The following is a 21,096-nucleotide window of genomic DNA, read 5'->3' as shown; positions in this document are numbered from 1 at the left end:
ATTTAAAAGAGTCGCTATGAATGAATTCATTCCATTATAATTCTCTGAATTGTGCTCTCTACATTTCATAAAACTGTACAATATATTATTTAAAAACTGATTTCAAGTAATACATTACCTTATTATATAATTATTGTCAATATTTGATAATTATTATTATTTTTTACTTTTATGTGATAATACGCCTATTTTTTATTAATATTAATTTGTTTAACGATTACAAAATGCATTTTTTTCACGAAACCTCGACTCTAATAGCAATTATATGAAATTTTGTGAATTTTAATATTTAAGACTTTAATATCTTTTAACGTAGTTTATACACTTAAACTAAACTGTATTATGCTTCAAAGATTTCATAATAATTAATAAAAAATACTTCCCTTATAATAGATAGTTTTTTTGTTTTAACTACTCTACTATAGGGGAAGCATATCAGAGATTTGATCTGCTAATGGGACAGACCCATTTAATCTATTATTATATAATTTTATAACATAAGAATTTCATCATTTGTTCCTAAAACTACAATTTCTTTCTTGTTAAAACTGCACCTGCACCAGTAATTAATAGTGCTATTGCTCCAACTGCTACAGAAGATGTTCCTCCTGTTTTTGGTAATTTACTATTGTGACTACCATTTCCATTGTTAGATGTATTAGTAGAATTATTTCCAGAATTCCCCTCATTAATATCTTTGTCAGTATTGCCATTGTTTTCATTATCATCTTGTGCCAATTCTAAGTTAGCTAAAGCTGATTCTAAACTCTTTTCTACTTCTTCTACTTGCTTTTCAGTAGCTTCATCATTATTAAATATTGCCCTAGCCTTTGCTAATTCTACATTAAGTTTCTCAATACTTTTTTTAGTATATTTAGATGTATCCATTAATTCTGCTTTGTTTATTAAGTCTTCAAGCTTAGATTTATCTGGTACTAATCTTAAATTAAGATAAGCTTTGATTAATTTATTATAAGCTTCATCTATTTCTACTTGAGTAGAATCTTTATTTGATAATATAGATTTTGCATTAGCTAATTCTACATTAAATTTAGAAACAGTTTCTTGACTATATTCAGATAAATCTTTATTTTCTAATTCATCTACTAATTTCTGAAGTTTAGACTTATCAGCTGATAATTCTAAGCTAGAAAATGCATTGCTTAAGTTTTCATAAGCTTTAGCAACTTCTTCTTCCATTGCATTTTCATCTTCTATTACTTTGTTAGCTTCAATAAGTTCTGCTTGAAGCTTAGCCCAAGTTAAAGCTGTATACTTATCTTCTTCTAAAGCATTTACTATTTCAACTAATTTTTTAAGTTCTGTTTTATCACCTTTTTTGAATTCTAGCATATGAATTGCATCAATTAATCTTTTTGAAGCTAATTCTACTTGAACTTCTGTAGCATTTTTATTATCAAAAACTTCTTGTGCTTCTTTTAATGCTTCTTCAAACTCTTTAACCACTACTGGAATAAGACCTTCCAATGCTCCTTCTGATTTTTTATCTTGTGCATAATCTATAACTATTCCTAAGAATGTTTTATCTGCTTCTACTGGCTCTTCTGATTCTACATATTCTGATGCTCCAATATCTGTTTTTCCATCAGTAAGTTGTATTCCAAAATAATCTTTTCCACCATTATTCTCAATATTAATACCTGCATCAATTGCTGGAGAATTACTTTGAAGTTTATATCCTTCCAAACTATCAATACCCTTTCCACCAGTTCCAGGTGCAACAAGCATTGGATCTTCTTCAATTATAGTACTATCATTAGAAGGAAGCTTATCAAAACCAATAAATATATTGCTTTCGTAATCTATTTCTTGTTCATTGAAAGAATCAGCTGTCATTTTCCCTTTATTAACAACTATGTTGTTATAGAATTTCGCATCACTTTTTCCACCTGTATACCCGTTGTTCATCCATTTTCTTTCAATACTATCATCTAGATATATTGTGTTATTGTAAGCCATACTTCCTTCGTGTCCAGGACGCCAATCAATAATACCATGTTTTGCACCATCATTTTGACTGATGTTGTAACGGAAAACTCCATCAAAACCTCTTAAATCCTCTGTACAGCACCACATAAATACCCCACCTGCATTATTATGCAAATAATTATATTGTACAATTGTATTTTGATTTAAAGCATCAATTTCAATTCCTTGTCCATCACCTGCGCCAAGAAGAGAATCAGCTGGTGATGCTTCATATACTTCATTGTATTCAAATATTACATTATCTGAATTCCAATTAAATAACCCTACACCATACCAACAATTATATACTGTACGATATACTGTATTATGATCTACAATTGCATCCTTACATCCATCTATAATTGCTCCATCACCATCAATATTATAAATTGTATTATTGCTAAGACGGAAGTTTTCATATGGTTTCCAAGCTCCAACACCTCTATATCCAAATGGTCTATATTTGTTCCACTTATCTCCTTCTCTTGTAGTCCAAGGAGATACAAAGTTAACTCCTGATCTTCCTAAGTTATACATTTCGCAATTTGTTATGCTAATATCATGTACTGCTGTTGGAACTCTCTTCGAAGCATCATACAAGTCTGTCATAACAGTCATAATAATTCCTCCAGAAGACTTTCCTTCATTTGATATAGGTCCTCTAAATCCATGTATTGTTAAATTATCGAATTTAAAATAGTTAAGATCACCTGCATCCTGAGCACTAATATTAATTCCTCTACGATATACATTCGTGTTTGAGTTTTGTTCATAGGTTGGATCCCATAGCTCAAGATTATTCACTTCCCAATACTCTTGATTATAAAATGTAATTACATTATTCACTATTGGAGAACGTACAATTTTATTTGCAATATTCATATGTGAAATTGTCCAATTTTCACCTGGTTTTAATAATGGTTTTTTACCTTCACCATAACTTGAAATTACTATTGGAGCACCATCTACACCTGAACCCTGTGGTTTCAATGCCCCAGTCCATTCTCCGCCTGATTTAAATAAAATTTGATCACCTGGTTGAAATAGAACTGTATTTACTTTATCAATTGTCTTCCAAGCAGTAGCCTCACTTATACCATCATTAGAATCATCTCCTGCATGAGAATCTACATAGTATTTTATCCCACTTCCAAGTTCCACTACAAAACTGGCATCTTTTTGTGAATCCTTGTAAGTAGCTCTTACTGTAACATTCTTACTTTCAATTGCAGCTGAAATTTTTTGAAATTTTAAATTAACTGTTTTATTTAATTTATCGTAAGCAAATTCCTTAATTTCAACTGGAGCAAATTCTCCATCATTTACTTTACACTCTAATGTAAAATCATCCTTTACTGGAGAAACTATCGGAACTTTATCAAAATTAGCTATTACAGTTCCATTTTCTGCTGAAATTTCTGTTAGTTTAGCATCTATATATTCCTCCCCAGATGCATCAATGTTAAAGTCTACGATAAATGGCTGATTATTTGGTTTATACGTTGCAATCAATTTTATATTTTGTTCTACAGGCTGTGCTTCAATTGGATCAAAATTCATTGTCAAGGTATTTCCAGATACACTTTCGTTTGTAATATTTAACTTCTTTGTAACGTTTGATTCTAATGAAGATGTATAAGAAATATCAAAATCTGAACTCTTCATTTCACCAGTATAACCCTCTTTATATTCTGCTTTTAAAGAACCATTATCCACACTAAAGCTTTTTAAGTTACTTGCTATCTCAAATGACCAATCATCTATATAAATATTACCACTTGTTGCTCTTTCTATCCAAATTGCTGATCTAGTATTTTTTCCTGATGTATCTCCAGTATATACAAACTCCACTTCATACTTTCTATACTCTGCTGAATCAATTAATACTTTCTTCTCATTTCCTCCATAGTATTTTAGACATAAGTATGCAGTAATTCCACTTGGATTGGTATTCTTTGCCCAAACAGATACTTTATAAGTTGCACCCTTCTGAAGATTTGCTACATCTTGTTCCAATGCATCATTTGTCTTCTCAAGAGATACCGACCAATCTCCAGTATGAGCATTCCCTCTTTCCTTCTTAACCGTATCTTGAAAATAGAACCAATTTCCAACCTTATTATCCTTATTAATGTCATTATGTTCCTCTAATGGAACATCTTCCTCAAATGATGGGTATTTTAAGAGATTCTCATTTGTTACGATAGATGCTGCATTTGCAACAATGACTCCGCCTCCATCAACTGATGGAAACATTACTATTACCATTAGTATTGATAAAATAGCTGCCCAAAAACGTTTTATAGTTTTTCCTTTCATAATTTGATTTCCCCCTATTTTTTATATATTCTTAAATCAGGAACATTTTTATATTATTCCTTATTTAATTCAAATTCCAACAGATTTGTCTCTGCCATATCATCAACTAGCTGCCAGTAATAAAAATCTGAAATATATGTCCTTAATACAATTTGTTTATCTTTCTCAAAATCAACAAAATCTATTTCCTTACTTAGAATTTCTCCATCCAGTACTTTTTCATCTAAAACAATTGAAAATGTATCTCCTTCTTTTCCATTGTACAAGTACTCAAACAACTCGCTATTTGTCTTTTCTAGAGTCGGTAGATCCAATCTTGAAACAGTTTTCGTTTCATCTCCCAAACTATATTTAATATTTTCAACAGTTTGAAATTTATAAGGATTATTATCTAAATATTTTCTTGCTGCCTTTTCCAAATCATTATCATGATTTTTCACAAGATAATCTACAATCTTTAATTTTAAATTATTCAATGTATATATAAGATATCCATCTGTACTATATTCAAGCACTCCATAAACAACTTCTCCTGCATCATCTTTTGCTTTTCTCTGCTGATTTTCAGCTTCAACTTCCATTTTCAATGACTCATATGAATAAGGCTTACATAACCCATATTCCCTTCCTAATGCAAACTGTGCATAAACTTCCCTTGCATACTTTTCTACCTTTTCATATAATTCATTTTCATCTTTACCCTTATATTCTTTTTGTACAATATCACTATAAAACTGGAATTCTTCTTCCTGTATAACAGTAGTAACTTTCTGTCTCCCATCTTCCCCTGATACCCCTCTTATTATCAACAGCACTGTAGCTATAATCAGTATCAACAAACACACACCAAGCCAAGGTTTCTTAATTTTCATAATACCTCCTCCAATTGCCCTATATCTAATCGTTTACTTAACTGCAATTATACAATAAAGTAAATAATTGTAAAGTAATTATCTTGTCATTTATAACAATATAAAAAAGGTAATGGTACTTTTAATATGACAAAAACTGAAAAGACTTATATAGCTGGAATAATAGATAGCGAAGGAAGTGTTATACTTCAAAATTCCATACAAAGGAACATCCATCTCCTTGTGTATCAATAGCATCAACTACACTTAAATTATTAAAATGGATTAAAACAACATTTGGAAAAGGTATTATAGCTCGTAAAAAAAATTATAATCCTGAAATACATCGAGACTGCTATAGCCATGAATTAAAATACAATGATGCTATTAATCTAATTAAAGATATTTATCCATATCTAATTATTAAAACCAAAAGAAAAAGAGCAGAATTAATATTAAAAAAATATAAATCTGTAACTCCTAGGAATGGTATATACTCTGAAGAAATGCTTAAATCTAAGATGGATTTTTATAATCAATTTATATCCATAAAGTAGTAAAACCGTACAGATTTTCTGTACGGTTTTTGTTTGGTGGAGGCGACGGGTGTCGAACCCGTGTCCGAAAGCAGACCAGCCTGACTTTCTACGAGCGTAGTTTGTGACTAAAATTTCGGTCCTTAGTTCGCTCACAAACAAACTCCTAATTCCCTAGCTTCATAAGTACCCCTCTAGCTCAAAGCTTTGCTAGACTTCGTTTCCTACTTCAATGACACCAGCTACCCAAGACGTAGGCATCCTGGACTGATGAGTAGCTTATATTAAGCTGCTAATGCAAAATTGTCTTCTGCGTTTATATTTAGTGCATAGCTGATTTTCGAGTCGTCCATGCTTTACTCGGCCCGCTTATCAAACCCATCTTACCCCCGTCGAAGCCAAAACGCCCCCATGTTAGGATAATAGGTCATAAACGCTTTTCCCTATTAAATTTTCAATCGATGATTAACATCGTGACTTTATTATAAAACATACAGTTTCAACTGTCAACTTAACTATGGTATTAAACCTCTACCAAACTATTAATATTATTCTTTTAAAAGAAATTTTATTGTTTTCTAAAGTAATTATTCTAAATATGGCATATTTTTTATGAGTAAATTTCATAATTTATAATAGCTTATTTTTAAATAAAAAGTGTTGCATTTATTGTCGAAAGATGTTATTCTAAATGAGCAGTTGGTACGTAAAGTGCTAATTATTTGTAGAGCCTAGTTTGTCCTTCGCCGGATGCTAGGCTCTACTTTATTTTTAAGATAAAATTTAAAAAGTTATCCACATCACAAAAAAAATAATCCACATCTTAATTCATATTTTTCCCAAATGCCTGTTTATAAGTGCATAACTTATTTTTCTTTAGGTAATATAACTATAAACTCTGATCCCTTATTAACTTCACTAAAAACTTTTATTTCTCCACCATGAGCATTTATAATTGACTTAGATATTGTAAGACCAACACCCATTCCTTTTTCATTAGAAGCTCTTGATTTATCTACTCTATAAAAACGCTCAAATATATTTTTAATTTCACCTTTAGGTATACCAATACCATTATCTTTAACACTTATATTAAAATTATCATCTTTCATAAAACATTTAATATATATTTCACCATTTCCATTATTATATTTAATAGCGTTAGATAATATATTTATAATTACTTGAGCAAATTTTTCTTTGTCAATTAACACCTCTAAATCTTCTAATTGATACTTGATTACTATATTCTTTTCAAGAGCTTTCCCTTCATAATTATAAGCAATACCTTCTATATATTTTTTTAAATTTACTACTTCTTTCTTTAAATTATTTTTTCCACTATCAAACATAGCTAACTTTCTTAATTCATCAACAAGCTTTGTAATTCTTGTTACTTCTTCATTTATACTATTAAGTCTATCATTAGTTGGTTCCCAAATACCTGCAACAATTGCATCTAAATGTCCCTTTATACTTGTAAGTGGTGTTCTAAGTTCATGTGCTATGTCGCCCGTTAATTGTTTTCTTAAATTTTCCTGTTCATTTAATTCATTAGATAACTTATTTATAGAATATATAAGCTCATCAATTTCACTTATATTGCTCTTATAGGTTAGCTCTCTATTATAATTTCCTTCACCTATAACTTTTGTCATCTTTAAAACCTTAGAAATAGGATTAGCTATAGATTTAGATATTATTATTGAAATTATAATAATACTTCCTATAGAAATAACACCTATTATTATTATAATTCTATTGGCAGCATTAAAAAATTGAACATCATTCTCCATATAATAAGTAGAAGCATAATGTCCTATATAGGCATATCCAACTAAACTCCCATTAATATCACTAACATCAACTTTATATTCTTCAAAATAATTATTCCACTTCTTTTCTATACTTTGAATATTCTCACTTACTTCACTTAAAGTAATGTCTGATAATACCTTTTCATCTTCAAATACGCTCCATACTTTATTATTATTTTCATCATATATTTCAATAGCAATTCCCTTTCTTATTGCATCTACTCCTAAACTCTCTATAAGATCAATATCCCATGTATTATTTGCATATATACTTTTCAAGTCAAATTCAATTAAATGATTTATTTCCGTTTTATTACTATCATCAACATACTTTTGAAATGATCCTTTAAAGCTTGTATTCACAAAAAATCTTATAGCAATAATTGTTACAATCATAATAAAAGTAAAAGATAGTATAAGCTTACTATTTATTGATTTTAATTTATTTTTATAGTCCAAATCTATATCCCACCCCATATACAGTTTGAATTATTTTAGGATTTCTAGAGTCAATTTCTATTTTTTGACGCAAATTCTTTATATGACTATCTATAGCTCTATCACCTTTTTCATAATATCCTTCAATTGTACTTTCTAATAATTTATCCCTTGAATATATTTTCTTAGGATTATTTGTTAATATAAGTAATATTTTATATTCTGTGTTAGTTAAAATTACTTCTTCTCCTCTAACTTTAATCTCATGAGTTGAAGTGTTTATTTCTAATTCATCACCATAACTTATTATTTCTTTATCACCAAAATTACTGACCCTTTTTAAAATAGCTTTAACTCTTAATATTAATTCATTTATGTTAAAAGGCTTACAAATATAATCATCACAACCTAGCTTAAATCCATCAATCTTATCTTCATCTTCTATTTTAGCTGTTAACATTATTATAGGAACATCAGATTTATCTCTTATATATTTACATATCTCTTCTCCACTTATGCCTGGAAGCATTCTATCTAATATTAATAAATCATACTTTTTTGAATTTAACTTATCTATAGCACTATCTCCATCATAAGCAACCTCTGTATAATAACCTTCATTATCTAAAAAAGCTTTTATAAATTCACATATTTTCTTTTCATCATCAACTATTAATATATTAACCATACTAATCTCCTTAAAAACATTTTCTCTTAGTATTATGATTATCCTTTTTACTATAATATTTAAAGAGCTGCCTATAAGTATATCTTAAGGGCAACTCTTTATTAATATTATATTCCTAAAAGTAATTTTGCAAATCCAAAATAAACTACCAATGCAAAAGCATCTACTATTGTTGTAATAAGTGGACTTGCCATTATTGCAGGATCTAATTTTAGTTTTTTTGATATTATAGGTAAAATCCCACCTACAACTTTTGCTAATATTACTGTAAAGAATAAACTAGCACATACAGTAAATGAAATCATTAGATCTGCACTAGTAAAGAAGTATAGTCTTAAAAAGTTTACAATAGATAAAACAGTAGCAACTATAATACTTACTCTAAACTCTTTAAATATTACCTTAAAAAAATCCTTTGTAGTAATTTCTCCAAGAGCTAGTCCCCTTATAACCAATGTAGATGATTGAGACCCTGAGTTACCACCAGTATCCATTAACATAGGAATAAAGGACGCTAGTATTACTACAGATTGAAGAACCTCTTCAAATCCTTGTATTATTGATCCAGTAACTGTTGCTGATACCATTAATACTAAAAGCCATACAATTCTATTTTTTGCTAATGTTAAAACCGGAGTTTTTAAATATGGCTGTTCATTTGGTTCCATCCCCGCCATTTTTTGAAAATCTTCTGTATTTTCTTGCTCAATAATATCTACAATATCATCTACTGTTATTATTCCTACTAATCTATTTTCAATATCTACTACTGGCATAGAAAGTAAATCATAAGTTTTAAACAATTCTGCTACCTTCTCTTGATCTTCAAAAGTTTTAACTAAAACTATATTAGTTTCCATAACTTCTGAAAGCAACATATTTTCATCACTTAAAATTAAATCTTTTAATGAAATAATTCCCTTTAATCTTCTTTGTCCATCAATTATAAAGCAGTTATCTAATGATTCTTTATTTATACCAGTTTTTCTTGTATAATCTATAGCCTCTTTTATAGTCATTCTTTCTTTAAAATCTATAAATTCTATGGTCATAATAGCACCAGCAGAATCTTCTTTGTATTTTAAAAACTGATTTATTAACTGCCTTTTCTCTAATGATGTATTTGAAATTATTTTACCTACTATATTCGCTGGTAACTCCTCAATGATATCAACAGTATCATCTAAAAATAGCTTTTCAATTATTTCTTTTACTTCATCATCTGTGATTAATTCAATTATCTTTTGTTGAGATTCTTTATCTAAATATGAAAAAACCTCAGCAGATGTATCTTTAGTTAATAATCTAAATACTACTAATAAAGATTTATCATTTAACTCCTCCATGCTCTTTGCAATATCAACAGGATTCATGCGTTGTAATACTTTACTTAACTCACTAATATTCTTATCTCTAATTATTCTTAATAATTCTTTTGCCATAATTACCTCCTATAGAGTTCATATGTAAACAAAATTATTTGATAAGAATCAATGAGAATAAACTCATATTTGCTATATATATGAACTACTTAGCCCATTAAATATTTTTAATCTCTTATTTTCTAGGGGTATATCATCCATATAAATCACGCTCCTTTTTTAATCTACCTGTTAATTATATAAAACAATTGTGGAGAAATTATGAGCTTGGCTACACAATATAATTAAGTGCAAAAAAAAATGATAAGACCTATGCTATCATAAACCTTACCATCTTTAATATATACCTTAGTATATATTATGAATTATTGTTGAAAATGTTCTAGAATTCCCAAATAAACTTCTATGGTGGTAAAAGCCTAAACTATTTCAGAATTCCCTTATTTCAATTATACATGTTAATTTAATAGTATCAAGAATTATTTTAAAAGTTCCACTTTTCTACTATAGCAGAACCATTTCCTCTTAATTTCAAAGCAGTATCTACTGAATCATTATAGATTCTAGTACTAAACACTTCTTCTCCATTGTTTAAGAATATTTCTAAAGAAGAATTATCTGAGAATATTCTTATAGCGTTAACAGATTCAATTTCAACTGCTCTCATATCTCTTCCATAACCTGATTTTCCAAGTTGTAACTTAAATAATTTATTACTAAATGAAAGCTTACAATCTTCTCTTAGTTCAACTTCAAATTCATTAGAATTTTCAAATTTAATATTTAATTCAAATGTATTGCTCTCAAAGATATCTAAAGTAGTTTCTTCATTTAATGAAACATTATTTTTAACTGACTCGCCTTTTCTTAATGCTTCTAATTCTACAACAGGGATTTGATATACCCTATTATTCTTTAAAACTAATTCTCTAGGAATGGTTAATTGATGTTGCCAAAAATTATCTATAGTTGGATTTTTATGTTCAACTGCATCAGGCACTCCCATCCATCCTATAACTATTCTTCTACCTTTAGAATCTTCAAAAGTTTGTGGAGCATAGAAATCAAAACCTCTATCTATTTCAACAAACTCTCCAATCTTAAGTTCTTGTTTATTATCATCAAAGCTTCCTAAAGCATATCCACATTGATATACATTATTATAATTATATCCTTCTGCTTCCATACCTTGTGGTGAGAACATTAATACATCTTTACCATCTAATTTAAATGTATCTGGACATTCCCACATATAACCCATATTATCTAACCTTCCTGCTGGTACTGAATTCAGTTCCCAATTATAAAGGTCATTTGATTTATATAATAAAATGCACCCTTTATCATCTTTAGTTCTAGCACCTAGAACCATATAATAAGCTCCATCTTCTTCCCAAACCTTAGGATCTCTAACATGCAGAGACATATCTGCTGGGAAATCTTCATTTCTAAGTAGAACCTTCTTTTCTGAGAAGTTTATACCATCTTTACTAGTAACTAAGATAACATTTTGCTCTCTTCCAGTTAATATATAATCATGTTCTCCTTGATGCTTTACATTCCCAGTATAGAAGAAGTAAATTGTATCATCCTTAACAAAAGCTGACCCTGAATATACTCCATCTTTATCTTCATTTATATCTGGATATAAAGCTACACCTTTATCTTCCCAATTAGCTAAATCTTTAGAAACAGCGTGTCCCCAGAACTTTAATCCTCCCATTGGTGTTAATGGTGAATATTGATAAAAGCAGTGATATTCTCCATTAAATTCACATAATCCATTAGGATCATTTATCCATCCTATTGGTGCCATTATATGATATTTATTTCTCCATTTATCATTATTAACTGAATCTAAATGATTACTCATACACTCATTTATTTTCTTATCAAAATTAGTTCTTAACATAACTATCTCCCTTGCGCTAAAGTTAAAACTTCTTCTTTAGTTGGTAAAGCTCCTATAGCTCCTCTTTTACATACTGTTAAAGCAGCTGTTGCATTTGAGAAAGTTAATATTTCCTTTACCTTTTCTTCTGGTAAATTAATTAAGCTCTCTAAAGTATTATCTTCTTCAGCAACTTGATATAAAAATGATCCTATAAATGAATCTCCTGCTCCAGTTGTATCTTGAGCTACTACCTTAAATGATGGTGAGAATATTTTTCTTTCCTTAGTTATAAATTCTGCCCCATTAGTTCCTTTTGTATATATTATAACTTTAACATCTCCTTGTAATAAGAAATTTAAAGCTTCACTTTCATCTGATATTCCAGTTATAAATTTCAATTCTTCATCACTTATTTTTACTATATTTGCAAATGGTAAGAATTCTAATATTGCTTTTCTACAAGCTTCTGGAGTTTCCCATAATGGTAATCTAACATTGGGATCAAAGCTGATTATACAGTTATGCTTTTTAGCAAACTCTATAGCTTTTCTATGAGCTTCTTTAATTGGTGCATCTATTAAACTAACTGAACAGAAATGTAGTATTCCATCTTCTTCAAAAACTTCCTCTTCTATTTCTGAAGCATTCAATAACATATCTGCACTTGGATTTCTATAGAATGAAAAATCTCTTTCTCCATCTTCTTTTAATGAAACAAAAGCTAAGGCCGTATTAGCTTCTTTAGTTCTTAAAACCTTTGAAACATCTACTCCTAAAGGCTTAACTTCTCCTAAAATATGATCTCCAAATCCATCTACACCTAATTTAGTAATCATTTGTGATTTACCACCTAACTTTGAAACAGCAGCCGCAACATTAAGTGGTGCTCCTCCTGCCACTCTTAAAAAGCTACTTACTTCCTTTAAAGCTACTCCCTTTTCATGTGGAATAAAGTCAATTAAAGCTTCTCCGATTGAAATTACTTTTTTCATATTTATCCTCTCCTTAAATTATATGTGGGAATGTTCCCCTACTTAATAAAAAAATATATTCCTATAATTATACTTTGCATATAATCTCATTTATCAAATTTTTATACTTATGAAAATATTATATCATTTATCTTTTGTTAGTCTATATTTTTTTATTAGAAATATACTGCTTTTTATCATATAATTTTATATTTAGTAATTATAATGAAAATTAAAATATTATTTTAAAACAAATAGATACCTATTATTACTAAATAATATAGGTATCTATTTGAATTTTTTATTTATCTGTTATCAAACATATATATAGCTTGTACCATATAATTATTATCTTCATACACTAAATACAAAGTATGAACACATGAATCAAATTCAGTTGTATCAAAAGATATTACTCCATTTTCATCTATACATTCTTCTATATTAAGAGTTGTATCTTCTAGGGTTTTATTATTTCTAACTATTATTTGAGTTGGATTTAATACATCAGCAGCTTTATTTATAACATCATAGCTTACAGTTATTTTATTATCTTGTTTATAAAGGCTACCTACAGATATAATTTGATACATAGCTTGTAAGTTGGTTAATTTTTCAAGTTTTTTAAGTGGTGATAAGTCTTTTATTTCATTATATTCCACATTTAATGATTCTAAATTCTTAGCATATTGTAACCCTTCTAAACTACTAATTCTATTATAATTTGCATCTAACTTAGTAAGGCTGTACATATCTCCTATAGTAATATTATTCCCTAATATATTTAATTGTGACTTAATAGCTTCCTTTAAATATTCATCTGGAATATTTATTACTTCTGATAAATCAACAGTTTTTTCTAAAGCTTCATATACTTCATTTAATTTAATAAATAAGTTGTTAACCTCTTCTTGAGTATATCCATTAGCTAAGTCTACATTAACCTCTTCTAAAACCCTTTGTAAATTATTAAAACTTTCTTCAGTATAAATATCTTTATTTAAGTTATTAACACTTTCAATTAATGTATCTAATTCTGCTCTATTTATTTCAATACCTTCATTATTTGCAAAATGTAATTTGCTATCTCCCCATGTAGCATGGTCTGAACCATTACCATTTCCACCATCAGTTACTACAAGCTTAAGCTCTTTAGCTCCATTAATATCTACTTCAACATATTTTTGAGCATCTTTTGATGTCATTAATCCACTATCAAATTTCTTTTCACCATCAACCCAAACCTCAAAACTTACAGATCCAACAGTTCCATGCATTTGTCTATCTACACCAACATATGAAGTGAAATATGCATAATCCTTATCACTTAAATTATAAGTTATAGTAGATGTTGAATGTGCTCCTATACCTCTTTCATAAGATATTTCTTCTCCATTTTCACCTGTTAATCTTAAAGTCTTTCCACTTATTGATATATCTTTCTTTGGAGCTGTATAACTGTTATTAGTTGAATTCCAATCATATTCTGTTAGGTAAGTGTAATCATTCATATCAACTACTGCAATAGTTCTTGTTTTTGTAGTTGTATTCCCATCAGAATCTGTTACATTATAAGTTAATTCATACTTTCCTGCTTTATTAAAATTAACTTCTCCTACTACTTCAATATTATCTGTTAAATCCCCATCTTCAGCATCACTTGCAGAATATTCTTCATTTAACTCTATAGGATTTCCTACTTTTGTAGATACTGATTTTGGTATATTAAGTTTTGGTACTGCATTTAATACTAAGAATTTAGCATCACCAAAGTTAGCATGGTCTGATGTATTACCATTTCCTGCATTATTTGCAACAAGCTTTAACTCAGATACTCCTTCTAATGGAATTCTTACTAATTTAGCATCATCTGCCCATCTCATTACTCCACTATTATAAACTTCATTACCATCAGCATAAACCTTAAATATTACACTTGAATTATTTTGCTTCTGAATGTTTCTATCTATTCCAACATAAGTTTCGAAATACTCATAGTTTTTACCTTCTAAGTTATAAACTATTTCTGAATTTGCATGAGTTCCAATACCTTTATCAAATACTCTTTCCTCACCATTTACACTTAATTTAATCTTAGCCCCACCTGAAGCTAGGTCTTTTCTTACATTTCCATAATCAGTTCTCGCAGAACTCCATTCAATATCTGATAAATGCTCAGAATCACTATAGACTACAATAGTTTTTTCTACAGTAACAGTATTTTCATCTTTATCAGTTACTGTATATGATACCTTATATTCACCAGCTTTATTAGTTGTAAAGCCATTTGAGTTAACTACTACTTTATTAGTTATATCACCATCTTCTTGGTCATTTGCATTTACAGATGACATTAAGTTATATTCACTTCTTAACTTAACATATTCTGTTTCACCTACAGTTAATGTTGGGAACTTAGCTCTTATAATTTCTTCTGCTCTATTTAAATCAGCTTGGAAAAGTTCACTTGCTGGATGAGAGCTAACTTCTTCTCTTAATGCATTTAACTCTTCTAAAGTATTGTAGTTTTCACTAACTTCAGTTTTATTGCTGTCAGTAAATAATTCCTTTGTGATCTTATCTGACAACTCATCTGCTTTATAGAATGATATTTCACTTAAACTAGCCCAATTTCCATTAACATTAATAAATTTAAATTTAACTCTTCTTACATTAGTTCTTTCTATACTAACCTCTACAACATCTCCATTGCCTGAAGTATATTCACCCTTTCCAGCTAATATGAAGTTATCTCCTTCAGCTTCACTTGAAACATATACTTCAAACTTATTAGCAAACCCCTTATAATAAGCATCTCTTCTTGCTGCATAAGCCATTTTGCTAATATCTTGATTTTCACCTAAATCAACTATAACTTCATTCTTAAATGAAATACTATTCTCTCTATTTGTTTCCCAATATGTGTTTATATTACCATCTATGGCATTAGTTATTGCACTATTTGCGCTGTTTCCATAATTACCTGCATTATTAGTTATTGAAGCTACTGGTATTTTAAATTCATCATTATATGCTTCTAAATTATTAAATTTACCATACTTTGATTTGTTAACTAAGAAGTTTTCATATACTGTTATATATGAAGTTTTTTCAACTACATTATTATCACTATCAGTAACTCTATAAGTAACTTCGAATCTGCCTAGTTTTCCTTCCTCATAATTATTTGAGATTATTTCAACTCTTGATGTTAAATCTCCATCTTCAATATCCATTGCAGTTACACCTTCATTAAAATCTACTGCTTCTCCTAATTTATAAGTTTTATCTTCAGCTTCAATAACTGGTTTCATATTATTTTTAATTAATTTAGGATTAGCTATCAATCCATGATCCCAAGTTCTTCCGTTTCCACCATCAGCAACTTTTATTACTAACTCTTTTACTCCTTTAATTGGTGCACTTATATATACCATATTATCTGCATATTTTAGAACTTCACTATGGGCTAAAACTTCACCATCACCTAATATTTCAAAATTTACACTTGAATGATCTTGTGGTGCTATTTTGTTATCAACTCCAACTAAAGCCTCAAAGCTATCATATTCTCCATCTGATAAATCATAAGTTATTGTACCATTTGCATGTATTGAAAATCCTTTTTCAAACTCTTTTACTTCTCCATTTACTCTACCCTTTATATTAGAGTTTCTTCTTGGAGTTCCTTCTTGAGTTTCTACTTTTGTCCAAGCTGTATCTGATAAATATTCATAATCACTTACTACTTGTACATTTACAGTTTTTGTAACAACTACTCCATTATCAGTAATAGCATATTCTACTGGATAAGTTCCTTTTTCATTTATATTTACTTCTCCACTTACAATTACATTTGATGTTATGTCTTCACCATTATAGCTTAATGCTTTAACTAAATCCATCGGATTAAATTCTTCTCTAAGTTTTATACTTATTGACTCTTGTTGTAAGCTTAAATTTGGAGTTAAAGAGTTTACTACAACTTCTTCTGCTGCATTTAGCTTCTTATCATAAGGCACAACAGTATAGTTTACAGACTCTCCAATATTAGAGTTTGTATCAATAAAACTATTAGTTGAAGTAAATCCTATTAATTCACCATCTTTAAATATTTCATAACCTAATACATCATTTTTATACTCATTATTAACACTAAATGTTAATTTCACATTTTCATTTTCCTTAAGAACATTAATGCTTAATTCTGGATTACCATTAAATCCTTCACCTTTATACTCTATATAGTCATAATTAGCATACCAAGTTTTTTTATCTGGCTTTGAATATTGACTTAATAACTCTTTTGTTTCATCAGAAACCCAGAAGCCATGTCTTTCAAAATGTTCACTTAAATCTAATCCTAAAGCTATACTAGAATATTTAGCTAATTGATTTAACTTATCATTTCCTGAATTTTCAGGATCTAAAACTACATTATTTTCTCTGTATTGCTTATTTAATTTTCCCCAATAACCTGGATATATCATCTCTAATTGCCAATAAACAGCTAAGTTTTCAAAATACCCACCATTATAATAACTATTACTATTAGTTGCTATAACATTCTTGAAAACATGACTTTCAAATGGTATTCGCTTATCCGGTTTATTATAATAATAAGATGAATTTTGAGGTATCATATTATTTGTAACTTCACCTATACATCTTACTCCTACATCAAGTTTATGTCCCATTTCATGGTCAACACCCCAACCACCTACAGTTGTTAACATACCTACCATTACATCACCTTGAACACCTATATGTCCACCAGCTGCATACATATATCCAAATGGTTGAGCAAGTCTTATATTTTCTCTAGTATACTTAATGTCATTCTTTTCATTACTACCATCTAAACCATAATAATTAAATACCATATCCATATGGTCATTATACATATTTATAGTATTCATTGGACCAAATTCTTGATTTATATATGCCTCATATGCTCCTGTTGCAGTCCCAGTAAATACTAAATGTTCTGAAACAACCTCTACAACATCTATCATTTTTCTATCCATTACATCTGGATTATTCACTTTATCTTCATCAACTCTTGCTTTATAATCCTTTAAAAGTTCTAGGAATTCTTGCTCATCAGTATTTTTATCCATCATCGGGAACTGCTCACACCCAGATGCAAATCTTATAACTGGAGCTTTACTTTGTTGTTCTTCTGTATAAGGATTTACTATATATACAGGTCCTCCTGGAGTTACATCATGTCTATACCATCCATCATTTTGACTTACTGCAGGTACAGTTATTACATTTTTACCAACATGTAAACTTACTGTTCTTCCCCAACTTGCAAAGCTTCCTTCTTGTTGTGAAAACATTAACTGTGGTAATGGTTGTCCTGGTTCTGCATCAACATATACCGTTATTATTTCACCTGGTCTAGCAACTACTCCTGTAGGTTGATTATTATTACCAAACCCAAACTTTAAATTGCTATTTGCATGTGCATTTCTATCTCCATACTGCTCTGCTACAACAGTTTTAACAGTTTGTAGTGTACCATTTACAACATCCTTAGCCATTTGTATATCCTTTAAATAAATAGGAGCTAATGGATGATTGCTTATCTCACCTTCAAATGCTGTTAGTTTTTCTATAGTATTAAATTCTTCTGAAACAGTATCCATTAATCCATTGGTAAATAACCCCTTTATTTTCTTAGATACTGAATCCTCTTTATATACTCTTATATCTGAAATTGATGCCCAATCTTCCTTTGCTTTATCGAATACAAATTTTACTCTTTTCGCTTTAGTAGGCTCAAACTGTATTTCTAACATATCACTAGTTACTGTATAGTTTCCCTCAGTTACCTTTTGGAAATTTTCTCCTGTAGCAACTGGTGATACATATATACTAAATTGTTCCGCAAATCCCTTTGTACTAACTCTAGATTTATAAGTTAATCTACTTATTATTTCTGATTCTTCTAAAGTTAATATAACTTCATTCTTAAATGTATCACTGTTTCGATTTCCTGTTTCCCAGTGAGTATTCGCATCTTCATCTATTGCATACTTTATTGAAGAACTAGCATATTGCCCTCCATTATTGCTTATACTTAAATTTTTAACTCTATATACATCATCATACTCATTTATGTAATCTGTATAAAATGGTTCAAATTTAGATACATTGGCAGTTCCACTTTGTATTGCCCCAAATTCCACTAGTTCTTTTGCTATATTTAACTTTTCAATATACTCATCTTCAAAAGGATGACCCTTAACTTCTTCTATTAAATTTTCAATAGCTTTTACAGTTCCGAACTCTGGATTAACCTCATTCATTTTTTCATTTGTAAATAATATATCCATCTTTTGATCTAATTCATCTGGCATATATAAACCAAATTCATAGGCTAAAGCCCAATTTTCATATCCCTTTTTATATACAAATTTTATTCTTCTTACTTCCGTCTCTTTGAATTTTATTTGCAAAGTGTTTTTTGTTGTTATGCTAGTAGACCCAGATGATATTTTTTCAAAAGTATCTCCTTCTGAAGTTCTAGACCCATATATCTCAAATTCTTGTGCAAAACCTCTTGAAACTAAGCTTGTATACATCATTCTATCTATTGTAGTTAGCTCATTTAAAGTTATTATTACTTCATTTGTATGACTAGATGTATTCTGTTTTCCTGAATGCCAATTAGTATTTACATCTCCATCCATTGCCCTTGCTATAGCATTAGAAGAATACTGTCCTCCATTAGTTGTTATACTTGTAACTTTTTCTAATGGTACCTTGAATAATTCATCATAACTAGCTAATCTTTCATCACTAAATGACTTAAAGTTAGATACCTTAGCCTCTGTAAATTCCAATTTCTTTCCTTCTAATATTATTCTAGCATTGTTAATATCTTCTGCTATTTCACTATATAAAGGATGTGTACTTGCTTCTAAATCAAAAGCTTCTAATTTTTCTAATGTATTAAAATTCTCACTTAATTCATTCTTTGACTCATTAGTGAATATATTATTCATTTTATCTATTATGTTATCTTCCTTGTAAAACATAAATTCAGATGCACTTGCCCAATCTTGGTTTGCTTTTTTAAATACAAACTTTATTCTCTTAAATTCAGTTGCATCAAATCTTATTTCTATAACATCTCTTGTTGAACTCTTATATCCTCCAGTAGTTACTAATTGGAATTCATCACTATCATCATTAGATGCATATATTTCAAATTCTTCAGCAAAGCCTTTTCCCCCTGCATCTGGTCTTGCTGCATAAACTATCCTATTTAATGTAGTTGTCTCTTTTAAATTAATTATAACCTCATTAGTAAAACTTGAATTATTAGGATTTCCTGTTTCCCAATGAGTTTTGAAATTTCCATCTACAGCTTTGTCTATAGTACTACTTGCATACTTCCCACCATTATTACTTATGGATTCGATATTAGAGTTATCCATTTTAAATACTTCATTATAACTTTCTAATAAATCACTACCATATAAGCTAAATTTAGTTACAGTAGCTTTTTTACTTTCAGCTTCCTCAACAGTTTCATTAGCTTTTATAATATCATTTTGTATTACTGTCTCTGCAAATACATTAGCAGGTGTAGCTACTAAATTTGTTATTGTTGCAGCTAAAATTAGTGTAGATAATTTTCTTTTTAACATTTATTTTCCCCCCGAAATATTATTTCCCAAGAGAAGTACATTAAAAAAAGCTACTCCCTAAAGAGTAGCTAAAAAATACATAAGTAATAATATAGTTTAAAATATATAGTAAAAGTTTTATATTTACATATAATAATTAACTTTATTTACTTAAAACAAAAAGCATAATGTACCCTTTGGCAACTGGCTGACATAGAAATTTTCCTTAGTCCCTATAGCTTTGCGTCCTTAAATTTCTTTAAGTTTGCCATATAGAATTTTAAAATAATATCAAATATCTACTATTTAATATTATTTTTTATATAATAATTAAAATACTTTACTAATTAAATTATATATTATTTTAATGACTTAAAGTAAAAAATGTTTTATTTTTCATCTTTTAAATCATAAATTTCCTATAAACAATGAAATTTTCCACTTATTATGATTTTATTCTTTTCATACCTTCATATTAATAATAAAAAAAGAAGGGGCTGTATCAAAATAACTTTTGATACTAGCCGAATAAGAAAGGGAGGATTCGAATTCGAATCCTCCCTTTTGC

The 21,096-nt window shown here is 28.9% G+C and carries 8 protein-coding genes, 1 other RNA gene and 1 riboswitch; all 9 genes read right to left on the bottom strand.

The annotated features are described in order from the left end of the window. Positions 1 to 525: 525 nt before the first annotated feature. Positions 526 to 4,308, bottom strand: coding sequence for an LPXTG cell wall anchor domain-containing protein (locus HCG76_RS16570; protein WP_221701361.1), 3,783 nt, complete (start codon positions 4,306 to 4,308; stop codon positions 526 to 528). A 53-nt stretch (positions 4,309 to 4,361) separates the two neighbouring features. Further along, positions 4,362 to 5,144 (bottom strand): hypothetical protein, encoded by a 783-nt coding sequence (locus tag HCG76_RS16565; RefSeq protein ID WP_260458173.1) that lies wholly within the window; start codon positions 5,142 to 5,144, stop codon positions 4,362 to 4,364. A gap of 606 nt (positions 5,145 to 5,750) precedes the next feature. Further along, positions 5,751 to 6,106, bottom strand: a transfer-messenger RNA (tmRNA) gene (ssrA, locus tag HCG76_RS16560). A gap of 455 nt (positions 6,107 to 6,561) precedes the next feature. Next, positions 6,562 to 7,971, bottom strand: coding sequence for a sensor histidine kinase (locus HCG76_RS16555; protein WP_260458172.1), 1,410 nt, complete (start codon positions 7,969 to 7,971; stop codon positions 6,562 to 6,564). Further along, a complete protein-coding gene (locus tag HCG76_RS16550) occupies positions 7,961 to 8,638 on the bottom strand; it encodes a response regulator transcription factor (protein WP_221701358.1) in 678 nt (225 codons plus the stop codon). The genes HCG76_RS16555 and HCG76_RS16550 overlap by 11 nt, the downstream gene beginning before the upstream one ends. Before the next feature lie 107 nt (positions 8,639 to 8,745). Further along, a complete protein-coding gene (mgtE, locus tag HCG76_RS16545; RefSeq protein WP_221701357.1) occupies positions 8,746 to 10,080 on the bottom strand; it encodes a magnesium transporter in 1,335 nt (444 codons plus the stop codon). Between the two features lie 424 nt (positions 10,081 to 10,504). Further along, the gene (locus HCG76_RS16540; protein ID WP_221701356.1) at positions 10,505 to 11,932 is read right to left on the bottom strand and encodes a glycoside hydrolase family 32 protein; all 1,428 of its coding nucleotides are present in this window, start codon (positions 11,930 to 11,932) and stop codon (positions 10,505 to 10,507) included. Positions 11,933 to 11,934: 2 nt separating this feature from the next. Next, complete coding sequence (locus HCG76_RS16535) at positions 11,935 to 12,906, bottom strand: PfkB family carbohydrate kinase (RefSeq protein WP_221701355.1); 972 nt, start codon at positions 12,904 to 12,906, stop codon at positions 11,935 to 11,937. Between the two features lie 284 nt (positions 12,907 to 13,190). Next, positions 13,191 to 20,549 carry an NPCBM/NEW2 domain-containing protein gene (locus HCG76_RS16530; protein ID WP_221701354.1) on the bottom strand — a complete coding sequence of 2,453 codons (7,359 nt, stop codon included), beginning with the start codon at positions 20,547 to 20,549 and terminating at the stop codon, positions 13,191 to 13,193. 175 nt (positions 20,550 to 20,724) lie between these two features. Beyond that, a riboswitch (cyclic di-GMP riboswitch) is annotated at positions 20,725 to 20,808 on the bottom strand. Positions 20,809 to 21,096: the final 288 nt, after the last annotated feature.

The organism is Clostridium sp. K13 (assembly GCF_019734195.1).
Taxonomy (GTDB): Bacteria; Bacillota; Clostridia; order Clostridiales; family Clostridiaceae; genus Clostridium.
This window is presented reverse-complemented; position numbering and strand designations above follow the sequence as displayed.

Excerpts from the sequence above, each read along its gene's own strand:
- HCG76_RS16535 (WP_221701355.1), bottom strand. The coding sequence starts at position 12,906 with ATGAAAAAAGTAATTTCAATCGGAGAAGCTTTAATTGACTTTATTCCA.
- HCG76_RS16570 (WP_221701361.1), bottom strand. The coding sequence starts at position 4,308 with ATGAAAGGAAAAACTATAAAACGTTTTTGGGCAGCTATTTTATCAATA.
- HCG76_RS16540 (WP_221701356.1), bottom strand. The coding sequence starts at position 11,932 with ATGTTAAGAACTAATTTTGATAAGAAAATAAATGAGTGTATGAGTAAT.
- HCG76_RS16550 (WP_221701358.1), bottom strand. The coding sequence starts at position 8,638 with ATGGTTAATATATTAATAGTTGATGATGAAAAGAAAATATGTGAATTT.
- HCG76_RS16530 (WP_221701354.1), bottom strand. The coding sequence starts at position 20,549 with ATGTTAAAAAGAAAATTATCTACACTAATTTTAGCTGCAACAATAACA.
- mgtE (WP_221701357.1), bottom strand. The coding sequence starts at position 10,080 with ATGGCAAAAGAATTATTAAGAATAATTAGAGATAAGAATATTAGTGAG.